A 25490-nucleotide genomic window follows, 5' to 3' on the forward strand; every position below is an offset into this window, starting at 1 on the left:
CTAATTGACCCTTGCTTTTTAAATGAATGCAAGGGTCATTTTTAAATAAATCACATACTTTAATCCACTATCTAAAATATAATTAGAACGGATAAGTAATTACTTTTTTATTATGACTCTTTCTTTTTGGCGATTATCACATTTAGCTCTAGCTTTATTCTCGGCGTTGTTTTTAATATTAGCATCAGTTACAGGAGTGATTCTTGCTGTTGATGCAATTCAGGAAAAAACTCCACCTTACAAAGTTGCTAATTTTGATACCCTCACATTAGACAAAACTATTACAGCAGTTAGAAACGTTTACCCAGAAATAACTTTGGTACGTGTAGATCACAATCAGTTTGTAATTTTAGAGGGAATAGACGGTCAAGATCAAGATGTCAACGCATACATAGATCCTAATAATGGGAAAATTTTAGGAAAACCCGAAAAAAAAAGTGACTTTATCCTATGGACAACTGCCCTTCATAGGTCTTTATTTTTAAAAGAAACTGGAAGATTCATCGTTGGTTTTATCTCCTTGTTACTGGTTTTAATCAGTATTTCAGGTTTAGCACTGCTTATCAAAAGACAACAAAATTTCCGTGGTTTATTCTCAAAAATTGTAAAGGAAAATTTTGCACAATACTACCATATTGTTTTAGGAAGATGGTCTTTAATTCCGATTCTTATTCTTGCTGCAACGGGAACTTTTTTAACACTAGAGAAGTTCAATTTTTTTATTGATTCAACTGAAACAGATACCAAAAATACAACTACTATAACCCATACTCTAACAAAAAAAACACCTCAATCCTTTTTTAAAAACACCTTACTGAGCGATATTCAAAAAATAGAATTCCCGTTTTCTGATGATCCTGAGGAAAATTACATCATAACATTGGGCGATAAAGAAATTGAAGTAAATCAATTAACTGGAGCGGTAGTGAGCGAAATACCTTTCCCATTGCAAACGCTTATTTCAAGCTGGAGTCTTAATTTACATACCGGGAGAACAAGTATTTTATGGGCATTAATTCTGGGTTTTGCAAGTATCAACATATTGTTTTTTATCTATTCTGGATTTGCCATGACACTCAAACGTAGATCAAGCAGAATTAAAAACAAATTCAAAAAAGACGAAAGTAACATCGTTATTTTAGTAGGTTCGGAAAACGGCAGCACACTCGTTTTTGCAAATGCGATTCAGAAACAACTTATTGCGGCAGGAAATAAAGTCTTTATAACGGAACTCAACTCGTTTCAAACCTATCCTCAAGCAGAACATATATTGGTTTTTACAGCAACACATGGATTAGGTGATGCGCCAGCAAATGCTACTAAGTTTACTTCACTAGTCAATCAAAACGGTCAAAACCAAAAGATAAATTTTTCAGTATTGGGTTTTGGATCTCGTGCTTATCCTGACTTTTGTGAATTTGCCTCTACAGTTGATAGTATTTTAGAAGAGCAAGATTGGGCTGTACGATTACTCGATTTACAAACTGTTAATGACAAATCAGTTGCTGAATTTATAGAGTGGGTACGCTTGTGGAATGCCAAAACGGAAATCCTGCTGGCTACTACTCCATCTTTATACAATTCAGTACCAAAAGGACTTAAAAAACTTGTTGTACTTGATAAAACAGAAGTCACACCTACAGACCAAACTTTTATTATGAATCTAGGATATGCCAAAAGAAACAAAATAAAATCAGGAGATTTACTTGCCATTTATCCTGCAAACGACAATCAAGAACGACTGTACTCAATAGGTATACTAGAAGACACTATGCAACTTGTAGTGAAATTACATCCGCATGGTTTGGGTTCTCGTTATTTGTATCACTTAAAAAAAGGAGATGTTTTTGAGGGCAGAATATTACCTAATCCGTCATTTTATTTTCCAGCGCAGGCTACAAAAATTGCAATGATCTCAAATGGAACAGGAATTGCTCCGTTTTTAGGAATGATTGACCAAAATAAAACAAAAGTCCCAACCTATTTATATTGTGGTTTTAGGAAAAGAACTGAAACCGTACAAGGGTATGAGTTTTTCCTAAATGAAATGATAGAGAAAAAGAAGCTGGCTGAATTTCATGTGGCACTATCTCGTGAGGAAAATGCTATGTATGTCATGGATTTAATTCAGCGTGATGCTTCCTTTTTTATAGAATTACTAGGTTCTGGCGGAGTAGTCATGATTTGTGGTTCACTAGCCATGCAGCAAGATGTTGAACGTGTTTTAGATACTATTTGTCTTGCACATTCTGGAGTTGGAATTGCCTTCTACAAAAATAAAAATCAAATTCTGTCCGACTGCTATTAAAAAAACCTTACTGTACGCGTGTGCTCTGCGTGAGTGATGGCAGTGGAGCTCTTTATAGAAAAGCCTTTTTCGGGGCTTTTCTATAAAAGCGGGAACGAACAGCACGACCCTCAGTTTCGTCCTTTGGAAAGAAACTGAGGGTCACGCCCTAAAAAAATTAATAAGTAATGATTCCATATCGTTTATTTTTATTGCTAGTAACCTTCTTATTAGGCCAAAACCTAGAGGCACAAGTTCTAAAAAAAAGAACCACATTATTGATGGGTGGTCGTTTTGACATTTCTATAGTGGCTCAAGATACTACAACAGCTGTACAAAGTATTGATGAAATTGTTACCGAAATTACACGAATAGAGAATTTGATTTCAGACTGGAAGTCTACTTCGCAGGTGTCAGCAGTGAATCAAAATGCGGGTATAAAAGCTGTAAAAGTTTATCGTGAAGTTTTTGAACTTACGCAGAGAGCCATTCAATTATCAAAAGAAACACAGGGCAGGTTTGACATCAGTTTTGCGGCAATGGATCGAATTTGGAAATTTGATGGATCCATGACCGAAATACCCACAGCAGAAGCTATTCAAAAATCAGTTGAAAAGGTGGGTTATGAAAATATCATTTTGGACAGTTTAGAGTCTACCATTTATCTCAAAGTAAAAGGGATGAAAATAGGTTTTGGTGCTCTAGGCGAAGGATATGCAACCGATAAATGCCGAACCATAATGAAATCTAAAGGTATAAGTGCTGGCATCATTAATGGATCTGGAGATATGAGTTTGTGGGGAAAACAGCCCAATGGAGAATCTTGGAAAATAGGTGTTACAAATCCATTTAAACCTGAAAAATTAATGACTATAATCCCTATTTTTGATGGTGCTATTACCACATCTGGAAGTTATGAAAAATTTGTACTTCTTGAAGGCAAACGCTATTCTCATATTATAAACCCTTTGACGGGATATCCTGCAACGGGGTTGTGTAGCGTAACAATTATAGGTCCAAATGCTGAAACAGCCAATGGATTAAGCACCTCTATTATGGTTCTTGGTCAAAAGGAAGGATTACAGTTGTTAAAAAGATATCCAGACTATTCAGGTATTTTGATATTAGATACCGGAAAAACAATTAAGACGAGCACCTTCAAAAAAATGAAAAAAAATTCATTTTTACAATTGAAGTAATTCATGCATCCCTTTGTATTATTCTAGATAAGAAACTTCATTAACACTCTTTACCATAATTAATAATAAAGAGGTATTTATATCACTATATTGAATATCACTTTTGCAGATTGACTTACCTCCTATTTTCCAGAAGCGTCATTCAGAAGACTAATCTTGCCGTTTTTCATTTACTTTTTTACAATTTAATTGGTCTAATTGAAACATAGAAAGTTAAGTTAGACTTTCATTCTTCCAAAAATACTAATTTAATACCCTACAAATCAAACTACTAAATATTTATTAATTTTTTATTAGTATTTAATCTAAATAAGCTTTGTAATTCAAAAGATGGGTTTTATATTTGCAAAGTTATTTTTAATTATTCTAAATAAATACAAATGAAATATATTTTTTTACCCGTAGCTGCATTTTTTATGAGTCTTTCTAGTTTTTCGCAAACTGGATTAAACACGAAAGAGACAAAGGAAATTGAAGCTTACATGGACACAGCAGTTGATACTGTAAAAAATAAAAAAGGACAAATATTAAAAGAAGTTGTTGTTTCAAGCAATAAAGAGAAAAAAACAATATCTGCTTTGCGTTCTGGTTTAAAACCAATGGATACTCCACAAAGTTTACAAGTTATAGGATCTGAAATTATTGGTCAACAGCAATCTATTAGGTTGAGTGATGTTATAAAAAATGCTAACGGTATTTATGTAGGTTCAGCAAGAGGTGGTGCTCAAGAGTCATTTTTTTCAAGAGGTTACGACATGTCAGGTAACAATATGCTTAAAAATGGTTTTAGATACAATGGAGGTTCGATTCCAGAAGTTTCTGGTTTAGAAAAAGTAGAATTTTTAAAAGGTGGATCGGCATTGTTATATGGAAATGTGGCTCCAGGAGGTATTTTGAACTTGGTAACAAAAACTCCAAAGTTTACTGCTGGTGGAGAATTATCTATGCAAATGGGAAGTTTTTCTTATTACAAACCATCAATAGATTTTTATGGCCCTTTGAGTAAGAGCATTGCTTATCGTGTGAATGCTTCTTATGAAAAATCAGAAAGCTTTAGAGACTTTGTAAAAAATGATAGAATTTATATTAATCCTTCGTTATTATTCCATGTTTCTGACAAAACTCAAATAACCGTACAAGGTGATTATTTAAGCGCCGACTGGACTCCAGATTTTGGAACTGGAATTGTAGGTAAAGAAATACTCAATACACCGCGCAACGTAAATTTTGGAGCATTATGGTCAAGAGGAAATACAAAATCATCAAGTGCATCTATTCTTGTAAATCATGATTTAAATGACAATTGGAAATTAGGTTTTAATACTTCTTTTCAATCCTACAATAGAACACAAAAATCAACAGCGCAATTATCTAATTTAGCATATACTACTACTAATGGTGTTCAACAAATAAACTGGAAAAGAGGTTTAACACAAGCTGATGCTGCGGAGAAGATTTTTGCAGATCAATTAAGCTTACAAGGTACTTTCAGTACTGGGAAAATAAAACATCAATTGTTTACAGGTGTTGACTACGAAGACTCTTCGGCACCTAGTTATACTTTCGGATTTTTTGCTTCAGCAAAACCAGCAGACCTAATAACTACCGAAACAACTGCCATAAACTTGTTAAACTACAATTACAATACACAAAGTCTTGATGTACCATTTCCTAGCAGAGTAACGCAACTTGCAACTACAAGTACACAGCGCTTTGGAGTTTTTGCACAAGATTTAATTTCGATAAATGATTATTTTAAGGTTCTTGCGGGGATTAGATGGTCATGGCAGCAAAATGATGCTACAACAACAAGAGAAGTAATTGAACGTATCAATAATGTCAACACTATAACTACTACTTATGAAAATGCAAAACCTGTAACTTCTGGTAAAACAGTTAACAGAGCATTCTCTCCAAAAGCAGGTATAGTATTTCAACCCAATAAAGAGGTTTCTTTTTTTGCAAGTTATTCCAACTCATTTACCCCAAATACAGGAACAACTGTAGATTTAAAACCACTTGATCCTTCAATTATTGATCAATACGAAGTAGGTGTTAAAAAAGATTTTTGGAAAGGAATTTTAAGTACAAATGTTACTGTTTACCAAATAGAAAATAATAATCTTGCACAAACAGCTCAATTTGGTGCAGACGGTGTTACCCCAAATGTAGATACTAATAGACGCGAGTTAGTAGGAGCGACTAAAGGAAAGGGATTAGAAATTGATATTATTGCACGACCAATAGAAGGTTTAAACATCAATGCTGGATATAGTTTTAATGAAACTAAAATTTCAAAATCATCTGGTACCAGTGGTAGTTTTGTAGTAGGTGATTTATTTGTGAGAACTCCAAAAAATACGGCAAACTTAAGTTTCTTTTACAAAGTGCCCTCTGGAAAATTAAAGGGATTCACAATAGGAGCCATGGGTAATTATATAGGAAATCGTTTGGGCGGATGGAACGACCGTTACGTTTGGACAGAGGTTACTCCTGCTACAACACCAAAAACGTACACGGTAAAAATTGAAGACAGAGACATCCCATTAAAAGGATATATTACAGTTGATGCATCACTAGGTTATGAATGGAATAAAATTTCACTTTTGTGTAAACTTTCTAACATTACTAATGAATTGAATTATACAGTTCACGAAAATTACAGTACAAATCCAATTGCTCCTAGACAAATAATGGCTATTTTAAAGTATAAATTATAATTCTGGTTCTTTATTTCATACTTTAACTGGATAAAAAAACACCTCCAAAGCAATTGCTTTGGAGGTGTTTTTTTATTTTAATTGCTATAGTCTATCCCATCTCTATACCTATACTGTCTAAAACATTTAATAAGGAAACGCTATAATTTGGTTCATATTTCTCAGTACCGCTTTGGTACCATTCTGCAATAATTCCAAGTTGATAAGAAGTATATCCTGAATCATCTATGGGTAATCCTAATAATCCCGCAATTAAAAAATCTTCTAAAACTTTTTCAGTAACAATTCTACTAGGAATTCCATCTCTAATAAATCCATTCATTCGCTCATAATCAGATCTTCCTGCATTAAATCCTGCTATACAAGCATCGTTTTGCATGTTGCTATTGTATTCTAAAAAAGGATTTAGTCCAATAGCGTATCCTTTATTATAATCTTGCTTATAAGCAATACTAAATATTTTTCTCATGTATTTGTAAATGTGGTATTTATACAATTATCCTCCAAAATTACACACAAAAAACAGCAACTCAATTTAATATCGATTAAAGGATAAAATACTCTTTAAATAGCAGTCAGGATGTCTTTCATCGATGTTTTACAAGGATTTTCTTTTAAAAAATATGCATAAATTAAAAAACCCATTTCAATTTTTAGTTGAAATGGGCTTGAAATAAATAAAATGTAAAAACTTATTGAAGTCCTGCTAAACTGTGTTCAATGGTTTCGATTTTTGAGAGCGCATCTGCTTCTTTCTTGCGCTCGTTTTCAATTACCTCTGGTTTAGCATTGGCAACAAACTTTTCATTTGACAATTTAACTTGAACTGATCTCAAGAAACCTTTAATGTAGTTGAGTTCCTCTGTTAATTTTGCAATTTCGGCAGCCACATCAATATTTCCAGTGATTGGGATAAAATATTCATTAGAATTCACTCGGAAAGAAAGTGCTCCCTCTACTTTATCTGATACGTATTCTAAGTTTTTTATGTTTCCTAATTTAACAATAACACTGTCAAAATAAGTTGACGCATTTTCATTATTTACTACTCTAAAATCAATAGCGTCCTTAAAGGGTATGTTTTTATCTTTACGAATTGTTCTAATTCCTGAAATTACTTCTATTGTAGATTCGAAACTTGTAATTAATTGTGAATCAAAAGATGTTAATTCTGGCCAAGTCGAAATTATTAAAGCTTCATCAGCCGTTCTCTCTGCTATTAAATGCCAAATTTCCTCAGTTAAGAAAGGCATAAAAGGATGCAATAATTTCAGGTTGTTTTCAAGCATTTCAATCGCTTTCGCAAAAGTTACGCTGTCAATTGGTTGCTGATATGCTGGTTTAATCATTTCTAAAAACCAAGAACAGAAGTCGTCCCAAACTAATTTGTAAATCCCCATCAAAGCATCTGAAATTCTGTATTTCTCAAAATTATCTTCAATTTCTACTAATATTTGTTGCAATTTTGCTTGATACCATTCGATTGCTACTTTTGATGAATCGGGTTGCTCAATTGTATCTGAAACTTCCCAACCTTTTATCAATTTGAAGGCATTCCAAATTTTATTTGTAAACGCTTTCCCTTGGTTACACAACTCTTCATCAAACATAATGTCATTTCCAGCAGAAGCACTCAAAAGCAATCCAACGCGAACACCATCAGCGCCAAATTTTTCAATCAATTCTAAAGGCTCAGGAGAATTCCCTAAAGATTTAGACATTTTTCGGCGCTGCTTATCTCTTACTAAACCTGTTAAATATACATTTGTAAAAGGTTTTTGTCCTGTATATTCATATCCTGCAATGATCATTCTGGCTACCCAGAAAAATAAAATATCTGGACCTGTAACCAAATCATTCGTTGGATAATAATATTTAAAATCTTCACTTTCAGGATCCATAATTCCTCCAAAAACAGACATTGGCCACAGCCAAGAAGAAAACCAAGTGTCTAATGCATCCACATCCTGACGAAGGTCAGAGGTTAGAAGTGATAGGTTTGAAGTTTTGGTTTGTGCTAATTTTAAGGCGTCTTCAATGTTTTCCGCAACTACAAAATCTTCCTTCCCATCACCATAGAAATACGCAGGAATTTGTTGTCCCCACCACAATTGACGCGAAATATTCCAATCGCGGATATTATTTAACCAATGCGCATACGTATTATTGAAACGAGCTGGATGCAACTTTACATCACCATCCTCCAATACCGACTTGATAGCTGGTTTTACTAATTCCTCCATTTTTAAGAACCACTGATCAGACAAGCGTGGTTCTATAACCGCTTTTGTTCTTTCTGAAGTTCCTACTTTATTTAAGTGAATTTCGGTTTTCAATAATGCTCCGATAGACTCTAACTCAATGGCAATTGCTTCACGAACAACAAAACGATCTTTCCCCTGATAATGCAAACCAAAACTATTAAGTGTTGCATCATCATTCAAGATGTCAATAATTTCTAAATTATATTTTTCACCCAGTGTTTTATCATTCATGTCATGAGCAGGAGTCACTTTTAAACAACCTGTTCCAAACTCTATATCCACATACTCATCTTCAATGATCGGAATTACTCTTCCGCAAATAGGAACAATTGCTTTTTTCCCCTTCAAATGAGCAAACCGCTCATCGTTAGGATTGATACAAATTGCAGTATCTCCAAAAATAGTTTCGGGACGTGTTGTAGCAATTGTTAGAAAATCTTCAGTCCCTTCAATTTTATATTTAAGAAAAAAGAGTTTTCCTTGTTGTTCTTCATAAATAACCTCTTCATCTGACAGTGTAGTCTTAGCTTCAGGATCCCAGTTTACCATTCGATATCCACGATAAATCAAACCCTTGTTGTATAAATCAACAAAAGATTTAATTACTGATGCAGACATATCAGGATCCATAGTAAATTTAGTTCTTTCCCAATCACATGAAGCACCAAGCTTTTTTAATTGATCCAGAATTACACCACCATATTTATCTGTCCATTCCCACGCATGCGATAAGAATTCCTCACGAGTCAAATCATTTTTATTGATCCCTTCTGCTTTCAACTTGGCTACAACCTTCGCTTCAGTTGCTATAGATGCGTGATCTGTACCAGGAACCCAACATGCATTAAATCCTTTAAGACGTGCTCTTCTTATCAATACATCCTGAATGGTGTTGTTAAGCATATGACCCATGTGCAAAACTCCCGTTACATTTGGTGGTGGAATTACTATGGTATATGGCGTTCTATGATCGGGTTCAGAATGGAAATAATTATTTTTCATCCAGTAATCATACCACTTATTTTCAATGGTTTTAGCGTCAAATTGTGCAGGAATAGTCATTTTATTTAGAGTTTTAAGACAGTTGAACATTCCAAAAAATGCAGCTGTAGTCTTTGGTCTGATATTTGTATTTATATATAGTGAACAAAAGTAAATAATTAAGTAGACTATAAAAAGAGAAATAAAATTTTGTTCTATAATTATAAACACGGTATATTTACCTAACCCAATCAAGAACTACAATGAAAAAAACTATTACACTATTGACATTAATTCTGTTTTCAAGTATTGGCTTTGCCCAAAACGGACCCAAAATTGATTTTGAAGCTCCTGACAATACCATTGACTACGGAAAAGTTAAAAATACAGAAAATGGAGTTCGGGATTTTATTTTTACAAATACCGGAAACGCTCCATTGATCATTACAAATGTGTTATCTACCTGCGGATGTACTGTTCCAACCAAACCAAACGAGCCAATAATGCCGGGAAAAACTGGAAAAATAAGTGTAAAATACAACATGGCTCCAGGTCCAATTAGAAAAACAATAACTGTTGAATCTAATGCCGTCAATTATGAAGGAGGTAGAATTGCTCTAAAAATAAAAGGCGAAGTCATTACAAACTAATTCTTTATTTCTCTGGATGATAAACTACAAAATATCATCCAGTTGAAATTGAAATTTTAGGGGTATATTATTACGCTTTACATCTAGAGTAATCCACTTATTATCCTCGGATTTAAACAAAGCTCTAATCTCTTGTAGTGTCATTTCATAAGGATTGAGTCTATTAATCTTCACAACTATATCACCACTTTTCAAACCTGATTTTGCAGCTGCTGAATTTTTTCTTACATGTGATATTTGAAAAATTGGTTTTAACTGAAACTTGTATTTAAAATCATTGGGATAAACTGTTACTCCTCCTCTACTTTTACTATAACCTACACTTGAAGATACACTTTCCATTTTTACTGTTTCTTGTACCCATACAAGACCGTAATGTTCTATCTCTATGCCGCTTTTATTATAAGTAAATGAGCTTTTAAGATTACTATTTTTTTTCAAAAAAAGTTTTTGTTTCTTATAATCAAAAACCACTTTAAATCTACGCATAATTTCACCTCCCACCGATCCCATTCTACCAGGAACCATTTCAACATTTTTAATAGACACACTATCAGGAAAGGCAGCTAATGGACTATCAAAATGAAAAGATCCCAGCTCAAAACGAGTTATTCTAGCTCTTTTCCCTTCAATGTCTCCACTAAAACCCCTTCCTAGAAAGTCATCAAAATTTTTAGAGGGAATTTGCAAATCATTTCCATTGTTATTAAACAACCATAACGCATCACTATTACCTATATCAATTAATAATTTAACAGGAATAAAACTAGTATCAATACTTACATTACTATATATATAAGGTTTAGATTTTTCTACTATAATGGGTAAAACAGTTGCTTTTTTAGATACCCTTAGTCGATTCTTTTCATCATCCTTGTAAACAATAATTTTCTTATGCTGGTAATCAATTTCTACCAGATTATTTCTAAAAAACTGGTAACCTATGATTCCATTTACTGGAATACCCACATGAGAAGAAAAATTAAATTCTGGATCTAAAACAATATACAACAAATGATTTCTATTAATCATATGACCAAAGGCTAGTGTATTGTTAGTTGATTTTAATCCTTCTACAGATTTTTGGCTTCCCAAACCTCTTAAGGTTATTTTCTCTGTATTTAGAAAACGGAACTCTTTTTTTTCTTCTAGACTAAAAAGAATGGTTTCGGCAACACCTGTGTCCAATAAAAAATTAAGCTCAACACCGTTTACTTTTATGGGTACAAAAACTAAATTATTAATCAACTGAAAAGGAACAACCGTTTTAGTCGCTTTACCTTGAAACTGAAAACCATCTTGAGAATAAATAGGAAAAATTACACACAGTAAGAAGAAAAGTAGAATTGCTTTCATTATTTATATTTGTCATAAAAATAATAAATAAAAAGTTAAAAAATAAAGATTTAACAATTGATAAACCTTTTTATTGCATTTACTTTCGAAAAAAAATCGCAATTTTGTGCATCAATAATTCAAAAATATGCCAACTATATCGAACAAAGGCAAACAAATGCCTGAATCACCAATACGTAAATTGGTCCCATTCTCTGAAATTGCAAAAAAGAAAGGTCATAAAGTATACCACCTAAACATTGGACAACCGGACATAAAAACTCCTGAAGTTGCAATGCAAGCTGTAAAAAATATTGACTTAACCATCTTAGAATACAGTCATTCTGCTGGAAATGAATCGTATCGTAAAAAATTATCGAATTATTACACCCAACAAGGTATTGATGTATCTACAGAAAATATTATAATTACCACTGGAGGTTCTGAAGCATTACTTTTTGCAATGGGAAGCACCATGGATCAAGGGGATGAAATTATTATTCCTGAACCTTTTTATGCAAACTACAATGGTTTTTCAACTGCTTCAGGTGTTACCGTTGTTCCAGTAATATCAACTATCGAAAACGGTTTTGCATTACCTGCCATAGCCGACTTTGAAAAGTTAATTACACCAAAAACAAAAGCAATTTTAATCTGTAATCCTGGAAATCCAACAGGTTATTTATACTCAAAAGAAGAAATTTTGCAACTGGCAGAACTTGTAAAAAAGCATGATTTATTCTTAATATCTGATGAAGTGTACCGTGAATTTACATACGATGGTGATGTACATTATTCTGTAATGAGTATTCCTGGACTTGAGGAGCACGCCATAATGATTGATTCTGTATCAAAACGTTACAGTATGTGTGGCGCAAGAATAGGTTGTATCACATCAAAAAACAAAGAAGTGATGGCAGCGGCTATGAAATTTGCACAAGCACGTTTGAGTCCTCCCACTATTGAACAAATTGCTAGCGAAGCAGCTCTAGACACACCACAATCTTATTTTGACGAAGTTATATCAGAATATAGAGAAAGACGTGATACCCTAATTGAAGAATTAAACAAAATAGATGGTGTTGTGATTAGCAAGCCAAAAGGTGCTTTTTACTGTATCGCACAATTGCCAATAGATAACGCTGATGCTTTTGCACAGTGGTTACTAGAAAGTTTTGATTTGAATGGAGAAACTGTAATGGTTGCACCAGCTGCTGGTTTTTACTCAACTCCAGGAATGGGACTAAATCAAGTTAGAATTGCGTATGTTTTAAAGAAAGAAGATTTAATAAAAGCAGTTGCCATTTTAAAAGCTGCAATTCCTGCTTACAACGCGTTATAAAAAAATTTTATCTATAAAAAGAAAGGCAAATCTACAGTAGATTTGCCTTTCTTTTTTTTAGAATAAAACAGTAAAATACAAATGGCAAAGCCATAAAGTACTCTTAAATAGTAAGCGTCATTGAAAAACTTTGTTATTTATTATTATCTTTACCGCTTGAATAAATATACCCACTATAATAGTTTCTTTTAATGATAAAAAACGAAGAATTTCAAGACGAAATAGGTGACAATCACGTGAGTTTGTCCGCAAAAAATCCAATTAGAAAAGATGCATTTGACATCTCTGATGATGACAAAATCGAAAAAATAAAAAAAGATGTTGAAAACATACTACTAACCCTAGGAATGGATTTAACAGATGATAGTCTTAAAGGAACCCCAAATAGAGTAGCAAAAATGTTTGTGAAAGAAATTTTTGGCGGCTTAAATCCTAATAGAAAACCAAAAGCATCTACGTTTGACAACAATTACAAATATGGAGAAATGTTGGTAGAGAAGAATATTATCGTGTATTCTACTTGTGAACATCATTTATTACCAATAATAGGTAGAGCTCATGTAGCCTATATCTCAAACGGAACAGTTATTGGTTTATCCAAAATGAATCGTATCGTAGAATATTATGCAAAAAGACCTCAAGTTCAAGAGCGTTTAACCATGCAAATTGTGCAAGAATTACAAGTAGCGCTTGGAACTGAAGATGTAGCTTGTGTTATAGACGCAAAACATCTTTGCGTGAACTCTAGAGGTATTAGTGATATTGAAAGTAGTACTGTAACTTCAGAATTTGGAGGAAAATTCAAAGATGCAGTTACTAGAAGAGAGTTCTTAGACTACATTAAATTAGAAACCAAATTCTAAAACTGTACTCACTTATTCAAGAATAAATATCAAAAAGTACAAGAACGCAATAAGTAATTATTAATTATTCATTCACATTTTTAGCCCATACATAAAAGGTGGGATTAAATGAGAAAAACAATAAGTCGAAATGCCATTATACAGCAACCAAAAACTCAGAATTTACAATTCATTATCTGGAGAAAAAGAACTTTTTGAACCTATAATTGAGGGAAATGTAGGCATGTACGTATGTGGTCCAACGGTATATAGCAATGTCCATTTAGGAAACGTACGAACATTCATGTCTTTTGATATGATTTTTAGATATTTTTTGCATTTAGATTATAAAGTTCGCTACGTGCGTAACATTACGGATGTTGGTCATATTGTAGACGATGTAGATGAAGGAGAAGATAAAATTGCAAAAAAAGCGCGTCTAGAACAACTAGAACCTATGGAAGTAGTTCAACGCTACACCGTAGATTTTCATGATATTTTGAGTGACTTTAATTTTTTACCTCCAAGTATCGAACCTACTGCCACAGGACACATCATTGAACAAATTGAAATTGTAAAAAAAATAATTGCTTCAGGAATAGGTTATGAAGCGAATGGTTCTGTATATTTTGATGTAGTTAAATTTAACGAAACAAACAATTACGGAAAATTAAGTGGTCGTAACATTGAAGATATGCTTGCTAATACACGTGATCTTGATGGGCAAAGTGATAAAAGAAATCCTCAAGATTTTGCGCTTTGGAAAAAAGCAGAAACACAACATATCATGCGCTGGCCTTCACCATGGAGTGATGGTTTCCCAGGATGGCATTTAGAATGTACCGCAATGAGTACTAAATATTTAGGAAATCATTTTGACATTCACGGTGGAGGGATGGATTTAAAGTTTCCACATCACGAATGTGAAATTGCACAAAATGAGGCTTGCACAGGACAAACTCCTGTGAACTATTGGATGCATGCAAATATGCTAACACTAAATGGTAAAAAAATGGCAAAATCTACCGGTAATAATATTTTACCCCGAGAGATTTTGACCGGTGAAAACACGATCTTAAGTAAGGCCTTCTCAGCATCAGTAGCGCGTTTTTTTATGTTACAGGCACATTACAGAAGTATTCTTGATTTTTCTGATGACGCTATTGTTGCAGCTGAAAAAGGCTTTAAAAGACTTATGGAAGCTATGAATTCAATTTCAGAAATTCCTGTTTCAAATGCAAGTACGATAGACATTCCTGCCTGGATACAATCATGTTACGATGCTATGAACGATGATTTTAATACCCCTATCTTAATTGCACAATTATTTGAAGGTGTTCGATTCGTAAATCTTTTAAAAGACAATAAAGAAACGCTACATCAAGAGGATTTAGAGCTTTTTACAACAACAATGCAAGGTTTTGTATTTGATGTTTTAGGATTAGAAGATGAAAAAATATCAGATACTACAAATAATAAATTAGAAGGCACCGTAAACATGCTTATCGAAATGAGAAAACAAGCAAGAGAAAATAAAAACTTTGCTTTGTCCGATCAAATTCGAGATCAATTAATTGCACTTGGAATTCAATTAAAAGACGGTAAAGAGGGAACTACGTTTAGCATTAACTAGTTTATAAGAGACAAGCAAAAAACATGATCAAAAAAGTTGTAATTTTTCCGTTTGTCTTTTTAGTACGGTTTTATCAAGTCGCAATTTCTCCATTTACACCAGCAGCATGCCGTTTTGAACCTACATGTTCACATTATATGATTGAATCTTTGCAAGTACATGGTTTATTTTACGGAACTTTTCTTGGTGTAAAACGTATTTTTAGCTGTCATCCTTGGGGAAAAACAGGATATGATCCAGTACCCAAAAAAACAACAAAGAGTTAATATCTTCTCTTATAATAATCACTATTTTTACGATACAAAATTAAAAAAAACACATGACACACGCATTAAACTTAGTTTGGAACCCATCAGAAGGAATTGATTTAGGTTTTTTCATGATTAGATTTTACAGTTTAATGTTTGTTGTAGCCTTTGGTTTAGGCTGGTATATCATGAAACACATTTTTGATAGAGAAGGAGAATCTATTGAAAAACTAGATTCTTTATTCATTTGGACTGTCCTTGCTACCTTAGCAGGAGCTCGTTTAGGCCATGTATTTTTTTACGATTGGGAATATTATCGCAACCATTTACCAGAAATTTTATTACCAGTTAAAGAAAACCCAAACGAATCACTATTTAATATTATTCAAGGATGGGAATTTACAGGATTTCAAGGATTGGCTAGTCATGGTGCTGCTATTTCTATCATCATTGCCATGTATTTTTACAGCAAAAATATTTTAAAAAGGCCTCAATTATGGATATTAGATCGCGTTGTTATTCCGGTTGCTAGTGGCGCTATTTTTGTACGTTTAGGAAACTTCTTTAACTCCGAAATTATAGGAAACGTTACTAATTCACCTTTTGGAATCCGATTTTTAAGAGATCATTTTAGCCCGCAAGATGCTGTTAGTAGCACACAAATAGCCAATCCTAACGATGCCTATAATGCTATTGCAAATGACCCAAAGTTTGCAACACTACTAGAACAAGTACCCGTTAAACACCCAACTCAGCTGTACGAAGCTTTTGCTTATATTTTTGTATTTGCTGCATTATTTTTCTTGTATTGGAAGACCGATAAAAGAAATTACAGTGGTTATATATTTGGGATGTTCTTAGTCCTTTTATTCACAATTCGATTCATCGTTGAATCTGTTAAGGAAAGCCAAGGAGGTTTTGAAAATGCACTTGGGTTATTTTCAACAGGACAATGGCTTAGTATACCCTTTGTATTAATAGGCTTGTATTTTGTTATCAAAGCTAAAAAAAATTAGACAAACATATTTCTTATACAAAAAGCGTTAATTCAATAGAGATTTAACGCTTTTTTTTTGGCATAAAAAGAATGCCAAACTCCAAATTTCTAGTATTAAAACCAGAATTATTACTTTGAAGCCCTGCATTAGAAGTATGCCTTAAATTAGGTCTTACATCTAGTATAAACTGTCCCATTTTATAGTTAAAACCCAAAGCTAAAACATCTGCAAAAGCAAAACCTTTTGATAATCGCTCTGTTGCAGTATCAATATACATTGGACCTACACTTCCCAGCATATACAAATTAGATCTTTTTGAAAAAGAAAAACGCATCAACAATCCTACATTCAGAACATATTCATTACAGGTCTTTAATTTCGTATACTTTTCTCTTTTTTCAATATAATTTTCCTCTTCAGGTTTAACAAAGTAGAGATTTAAAAGTTGATGTGTACCTCTATTATACTCAGGTTGCAGAACCAAATCATAGCTAAATTTTTTAGTCTTTTTAAAAGTGGTCAAAAATTGTAACTTTAAATATTGATTTGAATAGGTATAATTTCTATTTTTAAACTCACTACCATATCCTATGGAAAAACCAATTTTTGTATCATCCTGAATCTCCTGAGCATAACTCACAAAGGAAAAAGCAATCATCCAATAGGTTGAAATAAAAAACAAATACGATTTCATGCAAAGAGATTAAATATTAAGGTACAATAATAACAAAAAAAGGTTCAACTTACGTTGAACCTTTTTTTTTAATAGCAATACTACTATAAATTATTCTGCAGCATGTTCTTTTTCAATTGTGCTTTTATCCTCTTTAGTAAAAGTATCTACTACAACTGGGGTAGCAATAAATAAAGATGAATATGTACCCACAATAATACCTACTAACATTGCAAAAATAAATCCTCTGATTGACTCACCTCCAAAAAGGAACATAGTCAATAGTACTAAAATCATTGTCAATGAAGTATTTAAAGTTCTTGATAAAGTAGTGTTAATCGATGCATTTACAATACTCTCAAAACTTCCTTTTCTTTTTCCTAAAATAAACTCTCTAATTCTGTCAAATACAATTACGGTATCATTCATTGAATACCCAATTACAGTAAGAATAGCAGCAATAAAGTGTTGGTCCATTTCCATGTGGAAAGGCATGAATTTATAACATAAAGAGTAAATTCCTAATACAAAGATAACGTCATGCGCTACGGCTGCAATCGCACCTAATGAATACTGCCACTTACGGAAAGAGATCATAAGGTATAAAAAGATAACTGCAAGAGCACCTAAAACAGCCCAGTAAGAATTTGTTTTGATGTCCTCAGAGATAGAAGCACCAACTTTAGAAGCTTGTAACACTCCAACTTTCTTACCATCAAAAGTATTGGTAAATTTATCATAAGATGTGTTTGGAAAATACTTAGCTAGTGCATTGTATAATTTTTCATTCACCTCTTTATCTACTGCAATACCATCTTCTTTAATTTTATACTTAGTAGTGATTTTCAATTGATCATCATCACCTAGAACTTTAGCTTCTACTGGAGTACCAAATGCCGTTGATAATTCTTCTGAAACTACAGAAGCATCTATTGATTTTTCAAATTTAACTTGAAAAGTTCTACCTCCCACAAAATCAACTCCTTGATCTAAACCATTAACAAAGAAAATAGAAATCAAACTTACAACTACAACAACTGAAGAGAAGATGTAAGTAAATTTTTTGATTTTGATAAAGTCATAGTTAAAGTTTGTAAACCAATTTTTAGTCATATTGGTACAGAACGTTAAATCAGCTTTTCCAGCGATATTTTTATCAATAAAAATCCTTGCAATAAAAATTGATGTAAATAATGATGTCGCTATACCTATAAGTAATGTTAATGCAAAACCTTTAATTGGACCTGTTCCAAAAATAAACAAGATCGCACCAGTTAATACGTGTGTAACGTTTGCATCAATGATAGAACGCATTGCACCATGCCATCCGTAGGCCGAAGATACAGCCTCTGATAAAGATTTACCATCACGTAATTCCTCTTTAGCCCTTTCGTATATAATGATGTTCGCATCTACCGCTGTACCCAAAGTCAATACAATACCTGCAATACCTGGCAATGTTAATACAAAACCAAAACTTGCCATAATACCGAACAAAAACAATAAGTTTAATAATAAGGCTAAGTTAGCATACCAACCTGCTTTTCCGTAGTAAAAAACCATCCAGAAACAAACTAGTAAAAATCCAATGATTGATGATGTCAATCCAGCGTCAATAGAAGCCTGACCTAATGAAGGACCTACTACAGTTGACTGAATAATATCAGCCGAAGCTGGTAATTTACCCGCATTAAGTACGTTAGCTAAATCCTTAGTTTCTGTTACGTCAAATGCACCAGAAATTTCAGATCTTCCACCTGAAATAGGTCCACTAGTTACTCCTGGAGCAGAATACACTACATTATCTAAAACAATGGCTATATTACTTTTTTGAGTAAATGCTCTACCTGTTAATTCTTCCCAACCTTTAGCACCTTGAGAATTCATTTGCATTGAAACAGCAGGTTTTCCTAACTGATCAAAAGTATCTTTTGCATCTGTTACAACAGCGCCAACCATTGCTGGGTTGTTATCTCTGTTACCGCGTAAAGCGTATAATTCTACTACTTCAATTTGCTTTTGCTTATCATCAGTAATATTAAGAGGTTTACCCCAAACAAACTTAGCGTAAGTCAATGTTGCAGGTAATAAAATTTTTATATCCTGTCTTTTAAAATACGCATTAATAGTAGCAGTATCTTTAGGAGAAAACAAACCTAAAACTGGTCCGCCTCCTTGACTTACTATTTTATCAAACAAAGGATTTTGTCCTTTTTTTGCAGCTGTTGAATCTTTTGTATCAGTTAATAACGCGCTTAATGAATCTTTTACAACTGGCTTCACAACATTTGTTTTGATTTCAGTTTTTTTCAATGCTTCATTAGCAGCAATTAAGAAATTACCAACTTCTTCAATTTTGTACGTTTCCCAAAATTCAAGTTGTGCTTTACCTCCTAATAATTTTTTAATTCTATCAACATCCTTAGCACCAGGAAGTTCCACAAGAATTCTTCCTGTTTCTCCTAATTTTTGAATGTTAGGTTGCGTTACTCCAAATTTGTCAATACGCTCTCTTAGTACTTTAAAAGCACTTTCAATAGATTCGTCTACTTTTCTCTTGATAACTTTTTGAACCTCAGCATCAGTCATTTGAAAACTCACACCACCTTCACCTTGCAAAGATCTGTTTGCAAAAATATCAGGAGAAGCTAATTTTACAGTTCCTTTTGAATTGGCATCAAAAGCCTCGTAAAATTTATCTAAATATGTTTTGTTTCCTTCAAAATTAGCCGAAGCATCAGCTAGCGACTTATTAAAAACTGGATTTTTAGAGTTGTTTGATAAACCTCTCAAAACATCTTTGATAGAAATTTGAAGAATTACGTTAATTCCTCCTTCTAAGTCAAGACCTTTGTTGATTTGTTTGTTTTTTACTTCATCATATGTAAAATCAGTAAATCCAAGGTTTAATATTTTTTCTTTACCAATAGAATCTAAATATTTCAACTCTTTATCAGGATTATCTCCTGCAAAAACTTTAGCATCACTTTTGATGTTATTGGCCAAAAAAGTGAAAGAAAGTTGGTAAATACTTACCAATGCAAATAGAATTGCGAAAAATTTAATAAGTCCTTTATTCTGCATTATTACTAAAAATTAATTATTTTATATTATAATTTCAACTTAAGCATTGAAAATCAGTTTTTTAATTATTACAAACAAGAAAAAAAATAGATTTTGTACCGTAGTATTTTTTTTAAACCGAGCAAATATATAATTAAGGTTATGATTAACCAATTTATTTATTGATTAATATCAAGAAAAAGACTGCTATGCAACTAGCAGTCTTTGAATTCCTATACATTTGGTATTTCTATAAAATGTCCTTTAAGGCATCGTTCATTTGTCGCACAGCATCAGCGCTTTTGGCAAACAAAGCCTTTTCAGAATCATTTAATTCAATATTCAGAATTTCTTCTACACCATTTTTACCAATGATACACGGTACACCGATACAAATATCTTCTTGACCATACTCACCTTCAACAAAAACGGAACACGCAATCATTTTCTTTTGATCGTTCAAAATACTATCTACTAAAAAAGCAACAGAAGCTCCTGGAGCATACCAAGCTGAAGTACCGAGTAAACCTGTAAGTGTAGCACCACCCACCATAGTATCGGCAGCTACTTTTTGCAACTCTTCTTCTGATAAAAACTGAGATACGGGTATCCCATTATAAGAAGCCAATCTTGTTAAAGGAATCATTGTTGTATCTCCGTGACCACCAATAACCATTGCTGAAATATCGTTAGCTGGCTTATCTAAAGCCAAAGACAAATACGTTCTAAAGCGAGAACTATCTAAAGCCCCACCCATTCCTATAATTCTATTTTTTGGCAATCCTGTAGATTTCAATGCCAAATAAGTCATTGTATCCATAGGATTTGAAACTACAACTATTATGGTATCTGGAGAATGTTTCAATACATTTTCAGCAACCGTTTTCACAATTCCTGCATTTATACCTATTAACTCCTCGCGTGTCATACCTGGCTTTCTAGGGATTCCAGATGTAATTACCACTACATCACTTCCAGCAGTTTTTGCATAATCATTTGTAACGCCAGACACTTTAGTATTAAAACCTGTATTTGTTGCACATTGCATAATATCGAGCGCTTTACCTTCGGCAAAACCTTCTTTTATGTCCAGCAAAACTACTTCGCTAGCAATTCCTCTATAAGAAATCACATCAGCACATGTCGCACCTACATTTCCTGCGCCTACAATGGTAACTTTCATATTATTAAGTTTATTCGGTTAATTGTTATTTTGGTTATTTAATGTTTATTGGCTTCTATTGTATTTTAAAATTAAGCATCAATATTAGCATATACTGCATTTTTCTCTATAAATTCTCTTCTTGGAGGAACCTCATCACCCATTAACATAGAAAAAACTCTATCTGCTTCGGCTAAACTGTCAATAGTTACCTGACGTAATGTTCTAAAGCTTGGATCCATAGTCGTTTCCCATAATTGTTCGGCATTCATTTCTCCAAGACCTTTATAACGTTGAATTCCTGCACTTCCACCCATTCTTTCATTCGCCTGATCGCGTTGTACATCGTTCCAAGCATATTCCTTTTTATTTCCTTTTTTAACTAAATATAAAGGTGGTGCTGCAATGTATACGTGACCTTCCTCTATTAACTCTTTCATGAAACGGAAGAAAAACGTTAAGATTAGCGTAGAAATGTGACTACCATCGACATCGGCATCACACATAATAATTACTTTGTGGTAACGTAACTTTGATATATTTAATGCTTTACTGTCTTCTTCGGTTCCAATTGTAACACCAAGTGCTGTAAAGATATTTCGAATCTCTTCGTTTTCAAAAACTTTGTGATGCATTGCTTTTTCTACGTTCAAAATTTTACCACGTAATGGCAAAATTGCTTGAAAGGCGCGATCACGTCCTTGCTTGGCGGTTCCACCTGCCGAATCTCCCTCGACAAGATATACTTCACATTTTGCAGGATCTTGCTCAGAACAGTCTGAAAGTTTACCTGGCAATCCGCCTCCACCCATTACGGTTTTACGCTGTACCATTTCACGAGCTTTTTTAGCTGCGTGACGGGCTTGAGCTGCAAGTATTACTTTTTGAACTATTATTCGAGCATCATTTGGATTTTCTTCCAAATAATTTTCGATCATTTCACTTACTGCCTGACTTACTGGAGAAACAACTTCTCTGTTTCCAAGTTTCGTTTTAGTCTGACCCTCAAACTGTGGTTCAGCAACCTTGACAGATATAATAGCCGTAAGACCTTCACGGAAATCATCCCCAGAAATATCAAACTTTAATTTATCCAACATTCCAGATGCATCAGCATATTTTTTCAAAGATCGAGTTAGACCCGTTCTAAAACCTTGCAAGTGCGTTCCTCCTTCATGCGTATTGATATTATTTACGTATGAAAAAATATTTTCGGTATAACTGGTATTATAGATCAAAGCTACCTCAACAGGGATTTCTCCCTTTTCGTGGTCCATTGATATTACATGCGCAATAATAGGTTCTCTATTACCATCTAAATAACGGATATACTCCTTTAATCCTTCATCTGAATGAAAAACTTCAGAAACAAAATTCCCATCTTTATCTAATTCTCTTTTATCAGTAAAAGTGATTGTAATTCCTTTATTCAAGAAAGACAATTCACGCATACGCGCCGAAAGTGTATCATAAGAATACTCAATAGTTTGAGTAAAAATAGTTGGATCAGGGTAAAAAGTTACAATCGTACCTCTCTTTGTCGTTTCTCCAATTTGTTTTACTGGATATAACGCTTTCCCTTTTTCGTATTCTTGCTCGTATATTTTACCGTCACTGCTATGAACAGTTGCTCTTAAATGGTTTGATAATGCATTTACTACAGATACACCCACACCGTGTAAACCTCCAGATACTTTATAAGAATCTTTATCGAATTTTCCACCTGCACCAATTTTTGTCATTACAACTTCAAGCGCAGAAACCCCTTCTTTTTTGTGAATACCAACAGGAATTCCACGACCATTATCTTCAACAGAAATCGAACCATCTTCGTTGATATCTACCCTAATGGTATCGCAATGGCCACCCATAGCCTCATCAATAGAGTTATCTACTACTTCATATACCAAGTGGTGCAAACCTCTTACACCTACATCACCTATATACATTGATGGACGCATCCTTACGTGCTCCATTCCTTCTAATGCTTGAATACTATCCGCTGAATAATTGTCCTTCTTGATTTCTTCGCTCATATCTTTATTCTAAAAATGTAATTTTTGTATAACACGCAAATATATAAAAACGCAAATTATATTACCGTTAAAATCAGTTTTAAAGGCTTTAAGTTATTAACATTTGTTTATAAAAATAGATTGAAAAATGGGTCGTCTCGCTCATTCCGTATGATTAACAAAATAAAAAATTAGGAAGCACAAAAAAAGACTTTCAAAAACCACTGTTTACAGGTGGTTTTGAAAATCTTTCAAGATAAAATAATGAATATCGTATTTAAAATTTACGCTTTTCCGGCGTATGCTGATTCTTCGTGAGCAGCATTAGCTCTTCCACTAGGATCTAAATTTTCTTGCCACTTTGGAATCCACTTTCTTACTGTTTGGGCAGCACTCAATTGAGGGAAATGCTTTTGAAAAACAGAACGATAAAGATAAGCTTCTTTTGTTGTAGGCGAATTATATGGAAAAGTTGTCGACGCTTTTGCCAATTGTTCATCAGACACTTGAGTTGCACAATAAGCAATTAATTCATCGACCCAACTGTAGCCTACTCCATCCGAAAATTGTTCTTTTTGCCTCCACAAGATTTCATCTGGTAAATAAGTATCATCAGGAGTGTCAAATGCTTTTCGTAAAATATATTTTTCTTTACCACCATACGTTTTAGGTAGTTTTTGCTCTGGATTAACTCGAATGGCAAGATCCAAAAAGGCTTGATCTAAAAAAGGTAATCTGGCTTCAAGACCGTGAGCCATTGTTGCTTTATCAGCTCTCAACAAATCGGCAGTAAATATTTTTTGTACTCTCTCTATTGTTTCACGTTGAAAATCAGCCACTGAAGGAGCATTTGCAAAATACAAATATCCTCCAAAAATTTCATCGGCACCTTCGCCAGATAAAACTACTTTAATCCCTTTTCCAACAATAACTTTAGACAAAAAATACATTGGAACACTTGCTCTCACTGAGATTACATCATATGTTTCTATTTGGTAAATAATTTGTTCAAGCACTTCAATACCTTGCTTCACTGTAAAAAAAACTTCATGATGTTGTGTTCCTAAAAAATTAGCCACTTTTCTAGCTGCAACAATATCCGGAGCATTTTCATCTATTCCTATTGCAAAGGAATGCAAGGGTTCAGAATGATTTTTAAGTAAACGGGAAGCTATTGCTGTTGTTAATGACGAATCTAAACCACCTGATAACAAAACCCCTAATGGAACATCTGCCATTAGCCTTTTTTGAGTAGCAGTAGTCAGATATTCACGGAGTAATTGATAATCTACATCTTGGTATTCATTTACAAAAGACTCATATTCTGGCTTGTAATATTTTACAAAACCTGTTTTTGCGGTATAATAATGCCCTGGCGGAAAAGTTGAAAAGGTTTTGCATTGATCCGCAATAGCTTTCATCTCTGAAGCAAAGTACATCCTGCCTCTTTCATCTAAACCATAATACAGGGGTTTCACACCCAACGGATCTCTTGCTGCCATATAATCATCCCCATCAATGATTACAAAAGCAAAATCTCCGTCTAATTTATCACAAAAATTATATCCAAACTCTTCATAAAGATGCACAATAACTTCCGAATCAGATTGGGTACGAAATAGATGGTTACTCAAATATTCTTGCTTCAATTCCAAGTAATTATATATTTCACCATTGTGAACCATATAAGCAGTAGCTGTCCCTTGAATAGGTTGTTTTCCTGAATACAAGTCAATTATAGAAAGTCGCTCATGGCTTAAATAATGACCATTAGGCATGGCATACAAATCCCGTTCATCAGGTCCACGATGTGACATTCGACTAGAGAGATCTCTAACCAATTGCACTTCTTTTCCTTTACCAATGATGGCCAATATTCCACACATACTTATTCTATTTAATTGTTAAACAAACGGGAACTGCAAATATGCATTGCCGACTACATATTTAAAACACAAATAACATTTTTAATTCCTATTCGAAAGTAAAAATTCATTATTAAATTAAAAATGAAACTTAAATTATTAAAATCGTAGCTTTTTAAATAAAACCTCGTACAAGCACCGTTTACCTATTAC

The 25490-nt window shown here is 33.4% G+C and carries 17 protein-coding genes; 9 read left to right on the plus strand and 8 right to left on the minus strand.

Features of this window, described 5'->3' with window-relative positions:
* Positions 1-112: 112 nt before the first annotated feature.
* The 3 genes from DNC80_RS01340 (at position 113) to DNC80_RS01350 (ending at position 6206) form a co-directional block, all read left to right on the plus strand.
* Positions 113-2308, plus strand: a complete 2196-nt coding sequence (locus tag DNC80_RS01340; protein WP_182648557.1) for a PepSY domain-containing protein — start codon at positions 113-115, stop codon at positions 2306-2308.
* Positions 2309-2475: 167 nt separating this feature from the next.
* Positions 2476-3486, plus strand: coding sequence for an FAD:protein FMN transferase (locus DNC80_RS01345; protein WP_255493144.1), 1011 nt, complete (start codon positions 2476-2478; stop codon positions 3484-3486).
* Positions 3487-3866: 380 nt separating this feature from the next.
* On the plus strand, positions 3867-6206 hold the full coding sequence (locus DNC80_RS01350; RefSeq protein ID WP_182648559.1) for a TonB-dependent siderophore receptor: 2340 nt from the start codon (positions 3867-3869) through the stop codon (positions 6204-6206).
* 91 nt (positions 6207-6297) lie between these two features.
* Here DNC80_RS01350 and DNC80_RS01355 read toward each other — a convergent pair whose 3' ends face one another.
* Both DNC80_RS01355 and DNC80_RS01360 read right to left on the minus strand, forming a co-directional pair.
* Positions 6298-6675, minus strand: a complete 378-nt coding sequence (locus DNC80_RS01355) for a hypothetical protein (protein WP_144893321.1) — start codon at positions 6673-6675, stop codon at positions 6298-6300.
* A 223-nt stretch (positions 6676-6898) separates the two neighbouring features.
* Positions 6899-9532: a valine--tRNA ligase gene (locus tag DNC80_RS01360; RefSeq protein ID WP_182648561.1), complete on the minus strand. Its 2634-nt coding sequence runs from the start codon at positions 9530-9532 to the stop codon at positions 6899-6901.
* Positions 9533-9714: 182 nt separating this feature from the next.
* On the opposite strand from DNC80_RS01360, the gene DNC80_RS01365 reads away from it, so the two are divergent.
* Positions 9715-10101 (plus strand): DUF1573 domain-containing protein, encoded by a 387-nt coding sequence (locus DNC80_RS01365; protein ID WP_182648563.1) that lies wholly within the window; start codon positions 9715-9717, stop codon positions 10099-10101.
* 24 nt (positions 10102-10125) lie between these two features.
* Here DNC80_RS01365 and DNC80_RS01370 read toward each other — a convergent pair whose 3' ends face one another.
* Positions 10126-11457: a retropepsin-like aspartic protease gene (locus DNC80_RS01370; protein ID WP_220485184.1), complete on the minus strand. Its 1332-nt coding sequence runs from the start codon at positions 11455-11457 to the stop codon at positions 10126-10128.
* Positions 11458-11584: 127 nt separating this feature from the next.
* Between DNC80_RS01370 and DNC80_RS01375 the strand changes: the two genes are divergently transcribed.
* From DNC80_RS01375 to lgt, 5 genes are all read left to right on the plus strand, one after another.
* Entirely contained in the window at positions 11585-12778 is a 1194-nt protein-coding gene (locus DNC80_RS01375; protein WP_182648564.1) for a pyridoxal phosphate-dependent aminotransferase, read from the plus strand.
* Between the two features lie 191 nt (positions 12779-12969).
* A complete protein-coding gene (gene folE, locus DNC80_RS01380) occupies positions 12970-13641 on the plus strand; it encodes a GTP cyclohydrolase I FolE (protein WP_144893310.1) in 672 nt (223 codons plus the stop codon).
* A 130-nt stretch (positions 13642-13771) separates the two neighbouring features.
* On the plus strand, positions 13772-15253 hold the full coding sequence (gene cysS, locus DNC80_RS01385; RefSeq protein ID WP_182648566.1) for a cysteine--tRNA ligase: 1482 nt from the start codon (positions 13772-13774) through the stop codon (positions 15251-15253).
* Between the two features lie 23 nt (positions 15254-15276).
* Positions 15277-15519, plus strand: a complete 243-nt coding sequence (gene yidD, locus DNC80_RS01390; RefSeq protein WP_144893306.1) for a membrane protein insertion efficiency factor YidD — start codon at positions 15277-15279, stop codon at positions 15517-15519.
* A gap of 53 nt (positions 15520-15572) precedes the next feature.
* Positions 15573-16517: a prolipoprotein diacylglyceryl transferase gene (gene lgt, locus DNC80_RS01395; RefSeq protein WP_182648568.1), complete on the plus strand. Its 945-nt coding sequence runs from the start codon at positions 15573-15575 to the stop codon at positions 16515-16517.
* A gap of 43 nt (positions 16518-16560) precedes the next feature.
* On the opposite strand, the gene DNC80_RS01400 is transcribed toward lgt, so the two are convergent.
* The 5 genes from DNC80_RS01400 to asnB form a co-directional block, all read right to left on the minus strand.
* Positions 16561-17193, minus strand: a complete 633-nt coding sequence (locus DNC80_RS01400) for an acyloxyacyl hydrolase (protein WP_182648570.1) — start codon at positions 17191-17193, stop codon at positions 16561-16563.
* A 90-nt stretch (positions 17194-17283) separates the two neighbouring features.
* On the minus strand, positions 17284-20256 hold the full coding sequence (gene secDF, locus DNC80_RS01405; protein ID WP_182648572.1) for a protein translocase subunit SecDF: 2973 nt from the start codon (positions 20254-20256) through the stop codon (positions 17284-17286).
* 229 nt (positions 20257-20485) lie between these two features.
* Positions 20486-21418 (minus strand): malate dehydrogenase, encoded by a 933-nt coding sequence (gene mdh, locus DNC80_RS01410; protein ID WP_144893300.1) that lies wholly within the window; start codon positions 21416-21418, stop codon positions 20486-20488.
* A gap of 71 nt (positions 21419-21489) precedes the next feature.
* A complete protein-coding gene (gene gyrB, locus DNC80_RS01415; RefSeq protein WP_144893298.1) occupies positions 21490-23433 on the minus strand; it encodes a DNA topoisomerase (ATP-hydrolyzing) subunit B in 1944 nt (647 codons plus the stop codon).
* A gap of 263 nt (positions 23434-23696) precedes the next feature.
* Positions 23697-25298, minus strand: coding sequence for an asparagine synthase B (gene asnB, locus DNC80_RS01420; RefSeq protein WP_182648574.1), 1602 nt, complete (start codon positions 25296-25298; stop codon positions 23697-23699).
* Positions 25299-25490: the final 192 nt, after the last annotated feature.

The organism is Flavobacterium sp. SOK18b (genome assembly GCF_014156605.1).
In the GTDB taxonomy this organism is placed as follows: domain Bacteria; phylum Bacteroidota; class Bacteroidia; order Flavobacteriales; family Flavobacteriaceae; genus Flavobacterium; species Flavobacterium tiangeerense.